19 protein-coding genes are annotated in these 16,917 nt (G+C 52.9%); 14 read left to right on the forward strand and 5 right to left on the reverse strand.

Annotation, left to right across the window (positions count from 1 at the left end; translation table 11 throughout):
* Positions 1 to 29 precede the first annotated feature (29 nt).
* The 4 genes from LX66_RS10725 to LX66_RS10740 are packed head-to-tail and all read right to left on the reverse strand — an operon-like array spanning position 30 to position 5,084.
* On the reverse strand, positions 30 to 3,014 hold the full coding sequence (locus LX66_RS10725) for a collagen-like triple helix repeat-containing protein (protein WP_145712957.1): 2,985 nt from the start codon (positions 3,012 to 3,014) through the stop codon (positions 30 to 32).
* An 11-nt stretch (positions 3,015 to 3,025) separates the two neighbouring features.
* Entirely contained in the window at positions 3,026 to 3,385 is a 360-nt protein-coding gene (locus LX66_RS10730) for a hypothetical protein (RefSeq protein WP_145712960.1), read from the reverse strand.
* A 33-nt stretch (positions 3,386 to 3,418) separates the two neighbouring features.
* Complete coding sequence (gene porV, locus LX66_RS10735) at positions 3,419 to 4,570, reverse strand: type IX secretion system outer membrane channel protein PorV (protein ID WP_145712963.1); 1,152 nt, start codon at positions 4,568 to 4,570, stop codon at positions 3,419 to 3,421.
* 10 nt (positions 4,571 to 4,580) lie between these two features.
* Positions 4,581 to 5,084: a T9SS type A sorting domain-containing protein gene (locus LX66_RS10740; RefSeq protein ID WP_145712966.1), complete on the reverse strand. Its 504-nt coding sequence runs from the start codon at positions 5,082 to 5,084 to the stop codon at positions 4,581 to 4,583.
* Between the two features lie 465 nt (positions 5,085 to 5,549).
* Here LX66_RS10740 and fusA point away from each other — a divergent pair, with 465 nt between their 5' ends.
* Positions 5,550 to 7,697, forward strand: a complete 2,148-nt coding sequence (gene fusA, locus LX66_RS10745) for an elongation factor G (protein WP_211366173.1) — start codon at positions 5,550 to 5,552, stop codon at positions 7,695 to 7,697.
* Positions 7,698 to 7,770: 73 nt separating this feature from the next.
* Here the strand turns inward: fusA and LX66_RS10750 are convergent, their stop codons facing one another.
* Entirely contained in the window at positions 7,771 to 8,883 is a 1,113-nt protein-coding gene (locus tag LX66_RS10750; protein WP_145712968.1) for a PQQ-dependent sugar dehydrogenase, read from the reverse strand.
* Between the two features lie 245 nt (positions 8,884 to 9,128).
* On the opposite strand from LX66_RS10750, the gene LX66_RS10755 reads away from it, so the two are divergent.
* From LX66_RS10755 to rplN, 13 genes are all read left to right on the forward strand, one after another.
* Positions 9,129 to 9,737: an outer membrane beta-barrel protein gene (locus LX66_RS10755; RefSeq protein WP_145712971.1), complete on the forward strand. Its 609-nt coding sequence runs from the start codon at positions 9,129 to 9,131 to the stop codon at positions 9,735 to 9,737.
* A gap of 869 nt (positions 9,738 to 10,606) precedes the next feature.
* Positions 10,607 to 10,912, forward strand: a complete 306-nt coding sequence (gene rpsJ / locus LX66_RS10760) for a 30S ribosomal protein S10 (protein ID WP_012789286.1) — start codon at positions 10,607 to 10,609, stop codon at positions 10,910 to 10,912.
* A gap of 235 nt (positions 10,913 to 11,147) precedes the next feature.
* Complete coding sequence (gene rplC / locus LX66_RS10765; protein ID WP_145712974.1) at positions 11,148 to 11,765, forward strand: 50S ribosomal protein L3; 618 nt, start codon at positions 11,148 to 11,150, stop codon at positions 11,763 to 11,765.
* A gap of 1 nt (position 11,766) precedes the next feature.
* On the forward strand, positions 11,767 to 12,411 hold the full coding sequence (gene rplD, locus LX66_RS10770; RefSeq protein WP_145712977.1) for a 50S ribosomal protein L4: 645 nt from the start codon (positions 11,767 to 11,769) through the stop codon (positions 12,409 to 12,411).
* A gap of 60 nt (positions 12,412 to 12,471) precedes the next feature.
* A complete protein-coding gene (rplW, locus tag LX66_RS10775) occupies positions 12,472 to 12,771 on the forward strand; it encodes a 50S ribosomal protein L23 (RefSeq protein ID WP_145712980.1) in 300 nt (99 codons plus the stop codon).
* Positions 12,772 to 12,858: 87 nt separating this feature from the next.
* Positions 12,859 to 13,692: a 50S ribosomal protein L2 gene (rplB, locus tag LX66_RS10780; protein ID WP_145712983.1), complete on the forward strand. Its 834-nt coding sequence runs from the start codon at positions 12,859 to 12,861 to the stop codon at positions 13,690 to 13,692.
* A 110-nt stretch (positions 13,693 to 13,802) separates the two neighbouring features.
* The gene (gene rpsS, locus LX66_RS10785) at positions 13,803 to 14,069 is read left to right on the forward strand and encodes a 30S ribosomal protein S19 (RefSeq protein WP_145712986.1); all 267 of its coding nucleotides are present in this window, start codon (positions 13,803 to 13,805) and stop codon (positions 14,067 to 14,069) included.
* Between the two features lie 83 nt (positions 14,070 to 14,152).
* Positions 14,153 to 14,536 carry a 50S ribosomal protein L22 gene (gene rplV, locus LX66_RS10790; protein ID WP_145712989.1) on the forward strand — a complete coding sequence of 128 codons (384 nt, stop codon included), beginning with the start codon at positions 14,153 to 14,155 and terminating at the stop codon, positions 14,534 to 14,536.
* 36 nt (positions 14,537 to 14,572) lie between these two features.
* Positions 14,573 to 15,349, forward strand: a complete 777-nt coding sequence (gene rpsC, locus LX66_RS10795; RefSeq protein WP_145712992.1) for a 30S ribosomal protein S3 — start codon at positions 14,573 to 14,575, stop codon at positions 15,347 to 15,349.
* Positions 15,350 to 15,390: 41 nt separating this feature from the next.
* Positions 15,391 to 15,810: a 50S ribosomal protein L16 gene (gene rplP / locus LX66_RS10800; protein WP_145712995.1), complete on the forward strand. Its 420-nt coding sequence runs from the start codon at positions 15,391 to 15,393 to the stop codon at positions 15,808 to 15,810.
* A gap of 55 nt (positions 15,811 to 15,865) precedes the next feature.
* Positions 15,866 to 16,066 carry a 50S ribosomal protein L29 gene (rpmC, locus tag LX66_RS10805; RefSeq protein WP_145712998.1) on the forward strand — a complete coding sequence of 67 codons (201 nt, stop codon included), beginning with the start codon at positions 15,866 to 15,868 and terminating at the stop codon, positions 16,064 to 16,066.
* A 78-nt stretch (positions 16,067 to 16,144) separates the two neighbouring features.
* Complete coding sequence (rpsQ, locus tag LX66_RS10810) at positions 16,145 to 16,405, forward strand: 30S ribosomal protein S17 (RefSeq protein WP_145713001.1); 261 nt, start codon at positions 16,145 to 16,147, stop codon at positions 16,403 to 16,405.
* 80 nt (positions 16,406 to 16,485) lie between these two features.
* Positions 16,486 to 16,854, forward strand: a complete 369-nt coding sequence (rplN, locus tag LX66_RS10815) for a 50S ribosomal protein L14 (protein ID WP_089918397.1) — start codon at positions 16,486 to 16,488, stop codon at positions 16,852 to 16,854.
* Positions 16,855 to 16,917: the final 63 nt, after the last annotated feature.

Raw genomic sequence — 16,917 nt, forward strand, 5'->3', positions numbered from 1 at the left:
GTTTTTATTTTTAGTCTTTTACTTTTTATTTACTTCACGCTTACCAGCACCCTTATTTTACCGGTACCCTGCCCGTTAAAGGTTTCCAGCGCCTTGCCGATCACCTGCCCGGGCCTTACCTTGTCCGGGTCTGCCTTCATGGCATGGCCGGCCAGGCTGCTGGTCACCAGCAGGTCGCCCCTTTGGATAGGCCCGTTCTCGCCGCATACCTTGGTGGGGATCACCCCGATCACGCCCATGGGTACTTTGTCGGAAATATCCGCGTCTATGTGCTCTTCTGTGAGCAGCACCCCGGGCCTGGTGGCATATACGCCGGCCACCAGGGTGGAGTAGGGGGTGGCAGACCTTTCCACGGTACGGTCCGTAGTGGTGGATATCACCAGCACATCGCCGGGCTCGTAATCCTGCAGGGGGCCGGTCACGTCAAAGACTTCCGCTACGTCGGCCCCGCTGTTCTGCGTGCCGCCGTTAAAGAAGCCGCGGCCGGCGGAGTTGATCCGGGCAACGTTCACCGTGCCGGGATTACCTGATTTAAATACGGCGATACTGCCGTTGCTGTGCTGCTCAACCGTCAGTACCGGGTTGGTATTGGACGTGTTGAAGTTCACCATGCGGGCGGCCCTGCCTGTGCTGAAATTGGGGGTCCAGGCATAAAGCGCGCTACCGGTGCCGTCTGCGGTCGTTTCCACGCCATCACCGGCATTGTTGGCATTGGCGGTAATACCGTTGCCGTTACCTTCCGCTATGGCAATAAGGGCGGGACCGTTGCCAGCCGGGTTGGAGGCATGGAACAGGCCGGCAAAGCCCCCGGTGCCGGAGGATACGCCGTAAATACCGGCAGTGCCGAAATTGGAGAACTGGGAATTCACTTCGCCCCTTACGGCTGCCTTCGTGCCGGTCACCCTGTCTACTTTGAAGTTGCCGGCAATCCCGTTGCCCACGGTAGTGACAGTGATCACATCGCTTTGGTTGTTTTCATTAAAGATATTAAAGCGCCCGGCCCGGCCCGTAGCAAAGGTGGGCACCCAGGCGTAGAGGGCATTGCCGGCCCCGTCGATGTTGGTTTCTATCCCGTTACCATTCTTGCCGGCGTTAGCGGTAATGGCATTGCCATTGCCGTCTGTAATCGCTACCAGCGCAGCGCCGTTGCCATTGACATTGGAGGCGTGGAACAGGCCGGCAAGGCCGCCGGTGCCGGAAGATATGCCAAACAGGCCGGCAGCGCCGAAGTTGCCGAAGATAGTCTTTACCTCGCCCCGTACCGCTGCTGCCACGCTGTTGGTGTTGTTCACCAGGAAGGAAGCGGCATTGCCCTGGGTGTTGTCCGGGATATTGCCGTTGCCGTTGGTCTCTACTTCCAGGGTGTTACCGGTCGTGTTGGTGGCATTCAGGTTGACAAAGCGGCCGGCCCGGCCGGTACCATTGTTCAGCCCTACCTGGCCGAGAACGCCTATGCTGGTACCGCTGTTGTTGCCGGAAACAAACCCGCGCACACCGTAGCCGCCCCCGTCGTTGCGGCCCACTACCGCGCCGGCAATATCGCTGTTGGCGCGGCCTACTACGGCTTCGCCGCCGCCGTTGTTATCGCCTACGATGCCGGCGGATACCTGCTGGGTGGTAATACCATGTACACTGAAACCGGAGCCGGTGCTGCTCCGTACGCCCGCGCCATTGCCGCTGGTGGTAACGTTGATCACGGTGCCGTTGCCCACAGTGTTGGCTTCCAGTACTGTATTGTTATTGGCGTTGTTGTAGATAGCCATGTTGGCCGGGATGCCATTATTACTGGTAGCGGTAAGGCCGGTGCCGGTATTGCTGTTGGCATATACGCCAAAGCCGCCCCCGCTGGCGTTGCCGTATACGCCCAGCCCGTTGGGGGTAACGCCGTATACGCCCCAGCCGCTGCCTTCCTGGGATCCCCATACGCCTACGCCCAGGCCGCCGGTGCCGTTATTGATCCCTCTCACACCGGCAGAGAAGCCGCCTGGGGAAGCAGAGGAAACGATACCGCGGATGGCGGCGATGTTGCTGGTAGCAGTATTGTTCACCCCTTCAAGCGAGGTGCCGTCGCCATTATTGGTGATGCTGAAGAGCGTGGCGGCATTATTCTCTACGGCGGCATAGGGCAGGGTAAAACCACCGCCGCCGCCGCCGGTGTTATCTGCACCGGGCGTCCAGTTTACGCCATCGAATTTTAATACCTGGCCGGCAACCGGGTCTGTAGTTGACACCGGGATGTTCTGAAGCTGCGCTACGGTAGGGTTAGGATAATTACCGCTTAGATCTCCACCGGCCGGGGAGCTATTGATATCTCCCGGAGGGCCTTGCGGACCGGCTGGTCCTGCAGGTCCGGCTGGTCCCGCGGGCCCAATTGGCCCGGCAGGTCCTGCTGGTCCAACCGGTCCGGTCGCTCCCTGGGGGCCTGCAGGCCCTTCAGCCCCCTGCGGTCCCGCAGGGCCGGCTGCGCCAACGGGGCCGGGCAAACCTTGCGGACCAGGTATGCCCTGGTCGCCGGCAGGTCCTTCAGGTCCCTGTGGTCCGGCAGGTCCTGCTGGTCCGGTGGCTCCTGCGGGGCCAGCCGGTCCGGCCGGCCCTTGCGGGCCAGGATTGCCATTGGCGGCATATAAGGCAAAGGGCACGCTTTTCAGTTGGGTAGTGCCCAGGGTCTCAAAGCTGCCGCCACCGGCAGCTACTTCCACTTTCAGGTATTGGTCCGCGTTGGCCCAGGGTACGGCCGCAAAGGTGCCGCTTACCGGGGCGCCGTTGCCTATCTGCAGGGTAAACAGCCCCAACTGGTTGGTCGTCACGTCATGTGTTTCCTGGTACTGTACCGGGCCATTGGCGGCCCCGCCCAGGATGGAGATGCGTACGGAAAGCGACTGGTTGCCCAGCGTAGCGCCGTTGGCATTACGGGCTACGGCCTGGTAGTTAATGCCATTGAGGCCGGATTGTGCCTGCAGGCCGCCGGCAGCGGCCATCAGCAACAAGGTGGTGAGTATATATAGTTTTCGCATGTGCATGATTTTTATTGTTGTGGTTGAATCGGGGCCTTGGTGCTTTTAGGTTTCGGCGCTAATTTTTGGGCGGCCTCCGTTACAGGCATATCGGAAGGCAATGGCTTGTTTGCGCCGGCAGGCGTAATGGCAGCACGGCGCTGAACGCTGCTGCCGGCTGGCCGCTGGTAGTTGGTAAAGATCAGCTCCCGGGTAGAGGCGGCGGTTTTACGCGGGTCGGGGGCCGTTTCCTTTTGCTGCAGGGTGGAAAGATCCTTTTGAAAAGTAGGGAAGAGTTGATCCCTTGTTTTCTGTGCGCTGGCGCTGCCACAAGTCAGTACGGTAAGCAGTATTGCCAGCAGGGGCAGGGCCTTGATCATGAAATTTTGCATATACTCTTGATTTGAAATGGTTTAGCAATTATTTTATCTGCTCCTGGTATACACCAGCGAGCATTTGAAGGAATTGCGCTGCCAGATGCCGGAAGTGGGCATAAGGTAAGCAGCATCAAATCCCAGGGAATTTATGCGCACGCCCAGGCCGGCGCTGAAGTGCTGCCGGTAGCCCTTGTTGGGGTGCTCATGGAAGTAGCCGGTGCGCACAAAGAACTGCTGCCGGTAGGCGTATTCCAGCCCGCCTGCCACCGTAAACTCCCGCAGCTCTTCTGAAAAGCCGCCGGGAGCATCCGTAAAGGAGGAAAAAATGGCTGCCGCCACGCCCCGGTCCGGGTCTTTTCCCTTCTCGATCACGCCTGTAGGCTGCCCGTTGGCGTCCAGTTGGTAAATGGGAGGCGTGGGCACCAGCAGTTTGTTGATGTCCGCCAGTATGGTAAACTGGTGATCGTCCGTATGCACAAAAGTGTAGCCGCCGCCAATGCGGAGGTTCATGGGGAGGAAGGTCCGGCGGTTGTTGTCATCGGTATACTGCAGCTTGGAGCCGATGTTGGTAAAGCTGATGCCCCAGCAGTAGCGGTTGCCATAGTCCAGGTTGTCTGCCTGGTTCTGGTAGTACAGCCCCACATCGCCGGCAACGGCGGAAGCAGGCTTTTGCTGCAGGCCGTTGTAGGTGCCCTGCCCTAACTGGCTGCGGATGTAGCGCAGGGATACGGCCAGCGACAGGTGCCGGCCCAGCTTCCGGGCGTAGGCCGCGTCTATGGCGTATTCAATGGCATGATATTGCTGCAGCATCATGCCGTTCTCGTCCCGGAAGGTGATGTCGCCATGATCAAAATATTTTACGGACAGGCCCGCCCCTTCCTTGTCACTGAAGTTTTTGAAGGCGGCGAGGTAGCCCATATGTGTTTTGTGATCATTGATCTCCCACATCCAGGGGGAATAAGAGGCGCTCACGCCCCAGTCGCCGGCAAACACGATCTTTGCCGCGTTGCCGAACAGGTCATTGGCGTCCGGCGCCAGGCCGGTAATGGCATCCCCAACAGCGCCGCTGCGCGCGTCAGGATTGACCAGCAGGAAGGAAGCGCCTGGGTTCACCGGCTTTTCCTGCCCTTTCTGGGCCGACAGCGGCAGGGCGGCGGCCAGCAGCAGGCAGGCGGGTAATAAGGTAAAGCGGTATTGCATATTGCACGATTTATTGGATGATCAGTTTCTCAAAGAATACCTTTCCATTGATGTTCAGCATCACGGTGTAAATGCCGGCCGCAAAGCGGTTTACCGGTATGGGGATGATCACCTGTCCCGGGCCATAATGCCGGAACTGCTGGAACATCTGCTGTCCGGCGCTGTTGACCAGCCGGAACAGCACGGCGCCCGGCGTCAGCAGCTCAAACTGTACTTTCACCGTGGTGGAGGCGGGGTTGGGGTACAGGATGTAATTGATGATGGGATCTTTGCCCGGCGGCAGGGGAGGCAGCTCCGGCTGCTGGAATCCCTGGGTGAGCATACTGTTGCCTGCCGAAAAGGTGGCCACCACCGGCTCGCCGATGGTATACTGGATCAGTATGTTGCCAATAAGGCCGCTGCCGCCGCTGCTGGCGGTAACCTGCCGTTGCAGCGCCAGTTGGCCCCTGGCCGGCAGGTGCCAGAGCAGCCCCGATAGCAATGCAGGCAATAGCAAGGAGTACATTTGTTTCATGTAGGTATTAGTTTATTATGATGTGATACGCGTTGATTACCGGAGAGGCAATACCCTGCCACCCCCCTCTGGGCCATTCAGGCCGGCGGGCGCCAGGTTATGAACTTGAAAGTGCTGAAAAACAGAATGTTACAGGTCCTGCACGATGTTGTGCGGCGAAGGCTCTCCACTTGTATCCGGCTGACACAACATTTCGGGGAAACACGGAACAAAAGTTGTATAAAAACCGGTTGCAGACAACCGTCACTTACTGTTCGGTCCCATTAAGGTGGTAGCCGGTAGAAAGCATTCGGTATCTGGTGCTGACAGGTTTACTTATGGGGGAAGCCTATAATCTGTAACCGGATGATATTTGTCTGGCGGGCGAAATAACATTTTGACAATATTTCCCCGTTTTATTTATTGTCAAAAAAGGATTACCTTTGCCCCCCAAATTGCATTCATTATACAGTCATTTCTAATATTATGGCAGACTTAAGATTTCAAAGGAACTTTGGTATTGCGGCCCACATTGATGCGGGTAAGACCACGACCACAGAGCGTATCCTGTACTATACAGGTAAAACCCACAAAATTGGTGAGGTGCACGAAGGGGCTGCCACCATGGACTGGATGGCACAAGAGCAGGAAAGAGGTATTACCATCACATCTGCTGCTACCACCTGTTTCTGGAACTTCCCCACGCTGCAGGGCCAGACCACTCCCGATACCAAGCAATATAAATTTAACATCATCGATACCCCGGGCCACGTGGACTTTACCGTGGAAGTAGAGCGCTCCCTGCGCGTGCTGGACGGCCTGGTAGCGCTGTTCTGCGCCGTATCCGGCGTAGAGCCCCAGTCTGAGACCGTATGGCGCCAGGCTAACCGCTACCGCGTACCCCGTATCGGTTTCGTAAATAAAATGGACCGCTCCGGTGCCGACTTCCTGAACGTGGTAAAACAGGTGAAGGAAATGCTGGGCGCCAACCCTGTGCCCCTGGTACTGCCCATCGGCGCTGAAGATACCTTTAAAGGCGTGGTAGACCTGATCACCATGAAAGGCATCATCTGGGACGAGGAAAGCAAAGGCGCTACCTACCAGGAGATCGAGATCCCCGAGGATATGAAAGCCGAAGCAGAAGAATGGAGAGGCAAGCTCGTGGAAGCCGTGGCTGAGTACGACGACCAGTTGATGGAGAAATTCTTCGACGATCCCAACTCCATTTCCGAAGCAGAAATTCACGAAGCCATTCGTAAGGCTACGATCGATATCGCCATCATCCCGATGATGTGTGGTTCCTCCTTCAAGAACAAGGGCGTACAGAAAATGCTGGATGCCGTTTGCCGTTACCTGCCTTCCCCGATGGATATTGAGTCTGTAAAAGGCACCAATCCCGACACCGGTGAAGAGCTGGAGCGCCACCCCGATGCAAAAGAGCCTTTTGCCGCCCTGGCGTTCAAGATCGCTACCGACCCGTTCGTAGGCCGCCTGGCTTTCTTCCGCGCCTATTCCGGCCGCCTGGAAGCAGGTTCCTATGTGCTGAATACCCGCACCGGCAAGAACGAGCGTATCAGCCGTATCATGCAGATGCACGCCAACAAGCAGAACCCCATCGACGCCATTGAAGCGGGCGATATCGGCGCTGCCGTTGGTTTTAAAGATATCAAAACCGGGGATACCCTTTGCGATGAGAAACATCCCATCGTACTGGAAGCCATGACCTTCCCCGACCCGGTGATCTCTGTAGCTGTGGAGCCCAAGACCCAGGCCGATGTGGACAAAATGGGTATGGCTATCGCCAAGCTGGTGGAAGAAGATCCGACCCTGAAAGTGAAAACAGATGAAGATACCGGCCAGACCGTACTGAGCGGGATGGGCGAGCTGCACCTGGAGATCATCGTAGACCGTATGAAACGCGAGTTCAAGGTGGAAGTGAACCAGGGTGCGCCGCAGGTAGCTTATAAAGAAGCCCTGACCACTACTGTTGAGCACCGCGAAGTGTATAAGAAACAGACTGGTGGCCGTGGTAAATTCGCCGACATCCAGGTAGAGATCGGTCCTGCAGATGCAGAATGGCTGAAAGAGAACGATGGCAAGAACTTCCAGTTCGTTAACGATATCTTTGGTGGTGCTATTCCGAAGGAATTCATCCCCGCGGTACAGAAAGGCTTTGAGCAGTCCATGAACAATGGCGTGCTGGCCAACTACCCGCTGGACCATCTGAAAATACGTTTGTTTGACGGTTCCTTCCACGCAGTGGACTCCGACGCCATGTCCTTCGAGCTGTGCGCAAAGTCCGCTTTCCGTGAAGCAGCCCGTAAAGCCAAGCCCGTACTGCTGGAGCCTATCATGAAAGTGGAAGTGACCACTCCTGACCAGTACATGGGTGATGTAACCGGTGACCTGAACCGCCGCCGTGGTATGCTGGAAGGTATGGAATCAAGGGCAGGCGCCCAGGTGATCAAGGCCAAGGTGCCGCTGAGCGAAATGTTCGGTTATGTAACCCAGTTGCGCTCCCTGTCCTCCGGCCGTGCTACCTCCATCATGGAGTTCTCTCACTATGCGCCGGCGCCCGCCAACGTTTCTGCAGAAGTGGTGGCCAAGGTGAAAGGCAAAGTGAACGCCGACTAATTAAGTAAGAAGTAACGTAATAAAAAAAAGACGTGGATGATCTCCGCGTCTTTTTTTATTTTTTCCTTTTTATTTATTCCGGGCTGCTGATCTCTATCACCTGGTCGTTATTGCCATTGCTGGTGCAGAGATACACCCTGCCGGCCGGGGAAACGCACACATCCCGCAGGCGGCCAAAGGCATTGGTAAACCAGGTGCGGTAGCCGGTTATGCGTTGTCCGTCCTGCGACAACTGCAACTGGTACAGCCGCTCGCCTTTCAGGGTGGTTAGCAGCAGGGAGTGGGCCCATTCCGGGATACGGTCATTGTTATAATAGTCCATGCCGGAAGTGGCCACGGTGCTGCCACCGGACGACCAGATGGGCGCCCGCACATTATGGAGCGCGCAGAAATTCACCTCACCGGCCTGGTCGCAGGGGCCGTTTACAGCAGGCCAGCCGTAATTGCGCTGCTTTTCTATAATATTTACTTCATCCTCAATGGACGGCCCGTGCTCCGAGGCATACAATATGCCATTTACCAGCACCAGCCCCTGGGCATTGCGGTGGCCATAGCTCCATACCGGGCTGCCGGCAAAGGGGTTGTCGTCCGGTATGCTGCCATCCAGGTTAATGCGCAGCACCTTGCCGTTGGGGCTGCCGGTATCCTGGGCGTCCTGGGCGGCCGAGGCGTCGCCGGTAGTGATCCACAGCTTGTTGCCGGCATCGATCAGCAGGCGGGAGCCGTTGTGGATGCCGGCCGCGCTGATATTGTCCAGCAGCACCTGGGGGGCGGTCAGCGTATTATTCCCGTAGGTATACCGTACCACTTTCTCCAGGTAGTTCCCGTTCTGCTCATAATTATATACCACGTATATATAGGGCTGCTGGCCGAATTCCGGGTGCAGGGCCATGCCCAGCAGGCCGCCTTCGCCCTGGCTCTCCACCTCGCTGATGGTGAGCAGCACCTGCACATTGCCCGTCCTGGGCTCGATACGGCTGATACGACCGCCGCGCTCCGTCATCCAGATATGATCATCCGGGCCCCATATTATCTCCCAGGGATAGCTGAGCTGTGAAGCTACCGTCCGCACGCTGTCCGCCGGCCAGTTGTCCTCCTCCTGTGGCAACCTGCTGTCCTTTTTGCAGGCAAAGCTGAGGGTGCAGGCCACTATCGCGCTGAAAAACAATAATACAGGTCTTTGCATAAAACAAGTTTTAAGTATTGGCTGTTATATAACGAAAACGGCTGCCCGGAAGTTATCAGGCCGGGCAGTATATCATCAGAAATATATTATGTCGTTCATTTTCAGTACTTTTGTGTCCCATTATCCCCAGCCTGTTTTGATCTTTTCATGTATGTTGTTGGCTTATTATTTGTTGCCGGTTCCTTTATCCGCAATGAGCAATATTTCGTTTGATGGCAAGTATTTATTAAATAAAAATTGAGGACATGAACAAATTGCAACAATTAACCCTGGCCGTCCTGGCTGTAGTATTGTTTAACACCGCCGCTGTAGCACAAACCCAGAAAGGTAACCTGATGGTAGGCGGAAACATCAGCAATTTCGGGCTGGACTTCCTGGATGGTGGCGGCACCCGGTTTTCCATGGACATTACCCCCAAGGTGGCGTATTTTATTAAAGATGACCTGGCCCTGGGCGGATATGCCAAGATGGGGCTGGTGACAGCCAAGGACGCCGGCACCACTACCCAGTATGGTATTGGCGCATTGGGCCGTTATTTTATCCAGGATAGCAGGGTACGGAAACTGGAGTTTTCCCGGAGAGCCCGCTTTTTCCTGGAGGCGAATGCAGGCTTTGGCGGCTCCAGCAATTCCAACACGGATGCCAGCACTACCGGCCTGGATATAGGGTTTGGCCCCGGGCTGGCCTATTTCATTACGCCGAACGTAGCGCTGGAAGCCCTGCTGAAATACGAGCTAACGGTAGGTTTTGGCAGCGCCACTACTTCCAACCGGCTGAACCTGGGTGTGGGCTTCCAGATCTACCTGCCTACGGCCAAAGCCAGGGAGATCATCCGGGAAGAAGGCGGAAGATAAGCTCAACCCGCTAACTGACATATACGCAAGGCAAAGGCCCCTGTTCCGCACCGTAAAAGGTGGGGCAGGGGTCATTACCGTTTCTGCGGCTGGCGGGCACGGCGGAAGCCCATCCATTGAACAGCCTGATCAAACTCATTGAAAATGAACAGGAATGAATAAAAAATGTTGCCCAGCATCTATTATTTTGGCGGCATGCTGTTACAGCGGGTAACCGGCATTTGGGATTGCCGAAAACCAAGCAACAGAGTAGGCGAAACACCACAAAACCATGTTTATGTCACTGGCTGACCTGATCTGGGCCATTCTGGATTTTCTAACGGCCTTACTGGGGATCTTATAAACGGTGAAGCACCGGGAAACATGTACTGCCACGCATTTTTCCCGGTCATCGCCGCGGGTTCCTGCTGCGCGCGGAGCCCGGTTACCGTTGCAGGTCCTTTACCGGAATGAACAGGAGCTTCCTTTATGCATGAAATGGATAAAATGAACGCACCGCATCCGGGCCGCAGCGGGTAATTTTATAACGGGAACCACGCGCGTAACCCCTGGGATTGCCGAAAACCAGTTCAATAGAGTAGGCGTAACCCGATGAAAAACCTTTTTATGGACTTACTCAATTCAATCATCGCACTGTTGATGGCGTTACTGAGTTCTTTACTGGGTGGCGTGCCCTTCTGATCCGGTACGTTCGTTTTTAGGCATTACACTGAATTTCAAGGGGTTCCATTTTGATCCGGCCCGGCCGGTATTGGGATGGACCCCTATTTTTATTGGCTTTTTTCCCAAAATAATTTGTCATTTGATAAAAAACGGTTTACCTTTGCCCTCCCAAATTGTAAGGGTAAAAAAGAAGAAGTTCATTGCATATGTCTCAGAGAATTAGAATCAAGCTGAAGTCCTACGATCATAACCTGGTAGACAAATCTGCTGAGAAGATCGTAAAAACCGTGCGTAACACGGGTGCCGTGGTAACTGGCCCTATTCCGTTACCTACTGAAAAGAAAATCTTTACGGTACTGCGTTCTCCGCACGTTAACAAGAAAGCGAGAGAGCAATTCCAGTTGTGCACGCATAAGCGTTTGCTGGATATTTATACCTCTTCTTCCAGGACGGTGGATGCCCTGAGTAAGCTGGATCTGCCCTCCGGTGTGGAAGTGGAGATCAAAGCGTAGGACGTCGGCAGGTGGGCAGAATCCCGAAAGGGGATTCATCGGGGCCCTTGCAAAGACAGTTGTATTGCGGACATTGCCCCGGTTGTAAGTAACCGGCTGGCATACAATACAATAATAAATTATCAAAATAAATATCAGGTCACGCCTTCCGGGTGGCCGCCCAATAAATGTATGTAAACCGCCTATCCTGGGGAGAGCACGAACACCCCCAGGCGCTGGGTAAAACTATATAACAATGAAAGGTATTATTGGTAAAAAGATTGGCATGACCAGCATCTTCGAGCCTAATGGTAAGCAAACGGCCTGTACCATTCTCGAAGCCGGTCCCTGTGTGGTTACACAGGTGAAGTCACAAGCCACAGACGGTTACACCGCAATCCAGGTGGCATATGGCGAAAAGAAAGAAAAGCACGCCACCAAAGCTATCACAAATCACTTCGCGAAAGCAAGCACCTCTCCCAAACGTTTTGTAAAAGAATTCCGTAACCCTGATGTAGAAAAAGCCCTGGGTGACACCATCACCTGCGAAATATTTGCAGAAGGTGAAAAGGTGGACATTGTAGGCACTTCCAAAGGTAAAGGCTTCCAGGGTGTTGTAAAACGCCACGGTTTTGCCGGTGTGGGTGAAGCTACCCACGGTCAGCACGACAGAAGCAGGGCGCCCGGTTCCATCGGCGGTTCTTCTTATCCTTCCCGCGTTTTCAAAGGTATGCGTATGGCAGGCCAGACCGGCAATGAAAGAGTGAAAGTGAAAGGCCTGAAAATTCTGAAGATATTCCCTGACAAGAATTATATCCTGGTAAGTGGTTCCGTTCCCGGCCACAATGGTTCAATCGTTTTAATCCAGAAGTAATATGCAACTCGATATTTTAAATATAGAAGGAAAGAAAACCGGAAGAACTATTGAGCTTCCTGAAGAGATCTTTGGCGTGGAACCTAATAACCATGTTATTTACCTGGCTGTAAAACAATACCTGGCCGCTCAGCGTCAGGGCACCCACAAGGTAAAGACCAGAGCAGAAGTGAAAGGTGCTTCCCGTAAACTCCACAAACAAAAAGGTACCGGTGGTTCCCGTAAAGGCAACATCCGTAACCCTTTATATAAAGGCGGTGGTACCATTTTCGGTCCCAAACCGCATCGCTATGACTTTAAGCTGAACAGGAAAGTGAAAGATCTGGCAAAGATCTCCGCCCTGTCTACCAAGGCGAAGGAAAGCAGCATTATCGTGGTGGAAGACGTAAACCTGGATACACCCAAGACCAAGCAGTTCGTGGGTATCCTGAAGAATCTGAACGTCAACGTAGACGGCCGCAAAACCCTGGTGGTGCTGCCCGAGTATAACGATAATGTATACCTGTCCTTAAGGAACGTGCCCACTGTAGACGGCGTGGTGCTGGCGGATATCAATACCTATGATATCATGAACAGCAACTACCTGGTGTTTACTGAAAGCGCCGCCAAAATTTTCAGTGAAGAACCGGCTGAAGCAGAAGCATAATTAAACATTAAAAATCAAACAGCTACGCAGCTAAGCGCTGATAGCTAAAAGCTATAGGAAATGAAACTTTCAGATGTTTTGATCAAACCGGTGGTAACAGAAAAGGTGAACAAAGCCACTGAGAAATTCAACCGCTACTACTTCGTTGTTGACAAAAAAGCCAACAAGCTGGAGATCAAAAAAGCAGTGGAAGATTTTTACGGCGTGGCCGTAGCAGAGGTGAATACTGCCGTTATGCCCGGTAAAAGCAAGTTCCGCTTTACCAAGGCAGGTTTCATTGCAGGTAGAAAGCCTTCCTACAAAAAGGCGATCGTTACCCTGGCAGAAGGAGAAACTATAGATCTGTATGCTAACATATAGTGCCTGTTCCCGGCATTAACAGCCGGGACAATGGATGTATATACAGATCAGATTATAAAACAATAACTAGCAATTCGTAACTAGACAATGGCACTGAAGAAGTACAAACCGATGACAGCCGGCACCCGTTGGAAAATAGGCAATGCTTATGCCGAACTGACCACGGACACGCCGGAAAAAACCCTCCTGGACCCTGTTAAGAAATCAGGCGGCAGGAACGCACAGGGTAGAAGGTCTATGCGATACATTGGTGGCGGCCACAAAAAGCACTACCGTATCATAGATTTCAAACGCGACAAACAGAACATACCCGCTACCGTTAAGAGCATCGAATACGATCCTAACCGTAGCGCATTTATTGCCCTGCTGAACTACGCAGACGGCGAAAAGCGTTACATCCTGGCCCCCCAGGGCCTGCAGGTGGGCGCTACCGTGGTAAGCGGCCCCGAAGCAGCCCCTGAAGTAGGGAATGCGCTGGCGCTGAAGAACATGCCGTTGGGTACCGTGGTGCACAATATCGAGCTGCAGCCTGGTAAAGGCGGCGCCATCGCCCGCAGCGCCGGTACTTATGCCCAGTTGTCCAACAAGGAAGAAAAATATGCCGTGCTGAAAATGCCCTCCGGCGAGCTGCGCAAGGTGCTGATCACCTGCATGGCCACCGTAGGCACCGTTTCCAACTCTGACCATGCCCTGGAATCCATGGGTAAGGCCGGCGCCAATCGCTGGAGAGGCATCCGCCCCCGCAACCGTGGCGTGGCCATGAACCCGGTAGATCACCCGATGGGTGGTGGTGAAGGTAAAGCCTCCGGCGGTCACCCCAGGTCCAGGACAGGTAAATATGCGAAAGGCCTGAAAACCAGGAAACCGCATAAGAGCTCTGACAAGCTGATCATTACCAGGAAAAATGGCAAAAAATTATAATTAAAATTCCCAATCCCAAATTCCAGATCCCCAAAGGGAGCACACTGCTGGAAAAAATCGTTTGGAGTTTGGAATTTGGATATTGGAATTTGGAATTTAAAATTTAAGACATGGGTCGTTCCATTAGAAAAGGTCCTTACGTAGACCACAAATTAGAGCAGAAAGTAGAGAAGATGAATGAAGGCACCAAGCGTTCCGTGATCAAAACATGGAGCCGCCGTTCTACCATTACTCCTGACTTTGTGGGCCATACATTTGCGGTGCACAATGGTAACAAGTTCATCCCTGTATATGTAACAGAGTTTATGGTAGGCCATAAGCTGGGTGAGTTTGCGCCAACCCGCAACTTTAAAGGACACGCTAATAAAAAAATGTAACAAATAAAATGAGTGTGTGAGAAGTAAGAAGATCATACTTCGATCATCATACATCATACTTCATATTTCAAACATCGTACATTATGGAGGCAGTAGCTAAGCTGAAAAATAATCCTACATCTACCCGCAAAATGCGTTTGCTGGCAGATCTGATCCGCGGTCTGGATGTGGAAAAGGCTTTGAATATTTTGAAATTCCATCCCAAACATCCCAGCGTTCCACTGGAAAAGCTGTTGGTATCTGCTATCGCCAACTGGAAGGTGAAGAATGAGGGAACAAGGGTAGAAGATGCTAACCTGATCGTGAAGACCGTCTACGTGGATGGCGGCCGCATCCTGAAAAGAATGCGCCCCGCACCGCAGGGCAGGGGGTACCGTGTCCGCAAGAGAAGCAACCACGTTACCATCGTGGTGGACAGCCGTAGCGTAGCAGTGGCAGAGACAGCACCAGCAGCAGAAACGAAATAAAAACTATTCAACTAATTAGATAAATAAACCAGGAACATGGGTCAGAAAACAAATCCTATTGGTAACAGGTTAGGTATCATCAGAGGATGGGACTCTAATTGGTATGGCAGCAAGAAAGACTATGCTACCAAACTGATCGAAGATAACAAGATCAGGACTTACCTGAATGCCCGTATCAATAAAGGGGGCATTTCCCGCGTAGTGATTGAACGGACGCTGGGTAAGCTGATCATTACCATCCATACCTCCAAACCTGGTATCATTATAGGTAAAGGCGGCAACGAGGTAGACCGTATCAAGGAAGAGCTGAAGAAACTGACCGGCAAGGAGGATGTACAGATCAACATTCTGGAGATCCGCCGTCCGGAAGTGGACGCCAATATCGTTGCTGAAACAATCGCCAAGCAGATAGAAAGCCGCATCAACTATAAGCGCGCTATCAAAATGGCTATTGCCACCGCTTTAAGAATGGGTGCAGAAGGTATCAAGGTGAAGGTGAGCGGCCGTCTGGGTGGCGCGGAGATCGCCCGTTCAGAAGAGATCAAGCAAGGCCGTACCCCCCTGCATACCTATCGTATGGATATTGATTATGCATCCTTGTTTGCCCTTACCGTTTACGGTAAAATAGGCATCAAGGTATGGATCTGTAAAGGTGAAGTGCTGGGTAAGCGCGACCTGAACCCGAACGTGCTGAGCGGTAAGGAAGGTGAAGGCCGTACCGGTGGCCGTCCCGAAAGAGGGGGTGACCGCGGTGAGAGAAGAGAAGGCCGTGGCGAAAGAAGAGGTGGCGGCGACAGGGGTGGTCGCAGATAAGCAATTAACAATTATCGATTAACAATTAATAACATATAACAATGTTACAGCCCAAGAGAACGAAACACAGGAAAATGCATAAAGGCCGCATCAAAGGTAACGCCAAGCGCGGTGCGACCCTTTCCTTTGGTACGTTCGGACTTAAAGCATTAGAGCCGAAATGGATCACAGACAGGCAGATAGAAGCTGCCCGTGTGGCCCTGACCAGGCATATGAAACGTGAAGGTAACGTATGGATCCGCATATTCCCTGACAAACCCATTACAGCCAAACCGCTGGAAGTGAGGATGGGTAAAGGTAAAGGTGCGCCGGACCATTGGGCGGCTGTAGTAAAGCCGGGCCGTATCCTGTTTGAAGCAGACGGGGTGCCCCTGCAACTGGCAAAAGAAGCCATGGAGCTGGCCGCTCAGAAGCTGCCGATCAAAGTGAAATTTGTGGTACGCCGCGATTACGTTGCGTAAATGTGATGTAGGAGTATTCTATTTCTGGTAAAACAAGCAAATAAAAATTATAGCAATGGCAAAAGTAAAACAGGATCTGAAAAGCCTCAGCGAGCAGGATCTGAAAGACAAGATCACTGAAGAGCAATTGCGCTTGAAGAAGATTACGTTTAGTCATGCCATCACGCCGATCGAAAATCCAATGAGCATCCGCTCCTTGAGACGTGAGATCGCCCGGATGAAAACTGAACTGCGTAAAAGGGAGCTGGGCTTTTAAATCCACCAATATTATTACATATTCATTTAATCCCTTCCGCAAAACCGGATGGGTTTGAGAGGAAAAACACTTTCAACAATGACCGAAATAAGAAATTTAAGGAAAACCAGGACTGGTGTGGTTTCCAGCAATAAGATGGATAAAACCATTACTGTAACCGTGGAGCGTAAGGTGAAGCACCCGATCTATGGTAAGTTCGTGAAAAAGACGACCAAGTTCATGGCGCACGACGAAAAGAACGAGTGCAGCATCGGCGATACCGTGCGTATCATGGAAGCCCGTCCGCTGAGCAAGAACAAGTGCTGGAGACTGGTAGAGATTATCGAGAAAGTAAAATAATTCAATCATTTGTTTCAAGCTGCCTGCCGGCGCTCCCGGACGCAGCCGCTGAGTAAACAACTAGCAAAACTTATTTTAAGATGATACAACAAGAATCAAGGCTGAATGTAGCTGATAACAGCGGCGCTAAAGAGGTGCTGTGTATACGGGTGCTGGGCAACTCCGGGCAGGATTATGCGAAAGTGGGCGACAAGATTGTAGTGACCGTTAAGGATGCCATCCCTGCCGGTGGCGTGAAGAAAGGCATGGTGACCAAAGCTGTTATCGTAAGAACCAAGAACAAGCTGCGCCGTAAAGACGGATCCTATATCCGTTTTGACGATAATGCCGTTGTATTGCTGAATAACTCTGACGAGCCCCGCGGTACCCGTATTTTCGGTCCGGTTGCCCGTGAGCTGCGTGATAAGGGATACATGAAGATCATATCCCTGGCGCCTGAGGTGCTGTAAAAAGTAAAAAATCCGTTTTTTTACTTATCTTTGCAGCCCGTTTATAAAAAACGAGTCATTTTT

Origin of the sequence: Chitinophaga japonensis, from assembly GCF_007830125.1 — a bacterium.
Taxonomy (GTDB): Bacteria; Bacteroidota; Bacteroidia; order Chitinophagales; family Chitinophagaceae; genus Chitinophaga; species Chitinophaga japonensis.

What these genes read in the sequence shown, in the direction of transcription:
- rpmC (WP_145712998.1), top strand. Translation starts at nt 15,866, where the DNA reads ATGGCAAAAGTAAAACAGGATCTGAAAAGCCTCAGCGAGCAGGATCTG.
- rplB (WP_145712983.1), top strand. Translation starts at nt 12,859, where the DNA reads ATGGCACTGAAGAAGTACAAACCGATGACAGCCGGCACCCGTTGGAAA.
- LX66_RS10740 (WP_145712966.1), bottom strand. Translation starts at nt 5,084, where the DNA reads ATGAAACAAATGTACTCCTTGCTATTGCCTGCATTGCTATCGGGGCTG.
- rplV (WP_145712989.1), top strand. Translation starts at nt 14,153, where the DNA reads ATGGAGGCAGTAGCTAAGCTGAAAAATAATCCTACATCTACCCGCAAA.
- rplW (WP_145712980.1), top strand. Translation starts at nt 12,472, where the DNA reads ATGAAACTTTCAGATGTTTTGATCAAACCGGTGGTAACAGAAAAGGTG.
- rpsJ (WP_012789286.1), top strand. Translation starts at nt 10,607, where the DNA reads ATGTCTCAGAGAATTAGAATCAAGCTGAAGTCCTACGATCATAACCTG.
- porV (WP_145712963.1), bottom strand. Translation starts at nt 4,570, where the DNA reads ATGCAATACCGCTTTACCTTATTACCCGCCTGCCTGCTGCTGGCCGCC.
- rplD (WP_145712977.1), top strand. Translation starts at nt 11,767, where the DNA reads ATGCAACTCGATATTTTAAATATAGAAGGAAAGAAAACCGGAAGAACT.
- LX66_RS10755 (WP_145712971.1), top strand. Translation starts at nt 9,129, where the DNA reads ATGAACAAATTGCAACAATTAACCCTGGCCGTCCTGGCTGTAGTATTG.
- rplP (WP_145712995.1), top strand. Translation starts at nt 15,391, where the DNA reads ATGTTACAGCCCAAGAGAACGAAACACAGGAAAATGCATAAAGGCCGC.
- rplN (WP_089918397.1), top strand. Translation starts at nt 16,486, where the DNA reads ATGATACAACAAGAATCAAGGCTGAATGTAGCTGATAACAGCGGCGCT.
- fusA (WP_211366173.1), top strand. Translation starts at nt 5,550, where the DNA reads ATGGCAGACTTAAGATTTCAAAGGAACTTTGGTATTGCGGCCCACATT.
- rplC (WP_145712974.1), top strand. Translation starts at nt 11,148, where the DNA reads ATGAAAGGTATTATTGGTAAAAAGATTGGCATGACCAGCATCTTCGAG.
- LX66_RS10725 (WP_145712957.1), bottom strand. Translation starts at nt 3,014, where the DNA reads ATGCGAAAACTATATATACTCACCACCTTGTTGCTGATGGCCGCTGCC.
- rpsC (WP_145712992.1), top strand. Translation starts at nt 14,573, where the DNA reads ATGGGTCAGAAAACAAATCCTATTGGTAACAGGTTAGGTATCATCAGA.
- LX66_RS10750 (WP_145712968.1), bottom strand. Translation starts at nt 8,883, where the DNA reads ATGCAAAGACCTGTATTATTGTTTTTCAGCGCGATAGTGGCCTGCACC.
- rpsS (WP_145712986.1), top strand. Translation starts at nt 13,803, where the DNA reads ATGGGTCGTTCCATTAGAAAAGGTCCTTACGTAGACCACAAATTAGAG.
- rpsQ (WP_145713001.1), top strand. Translation starts at nt 16,145, where the DNA reads ATGACCGAAATAAGAAATTTAAGGAAAACCAGGACTGGTGTGGTTTCC.
- LX66_RS10730 (WP_145712960.1), bottom strand. Translation starts at nt 3,385, where the DNA reads ATGCAAAATTTCATGATCAAGGCCCTGCCCCTGCTGGCAATACTGCTT.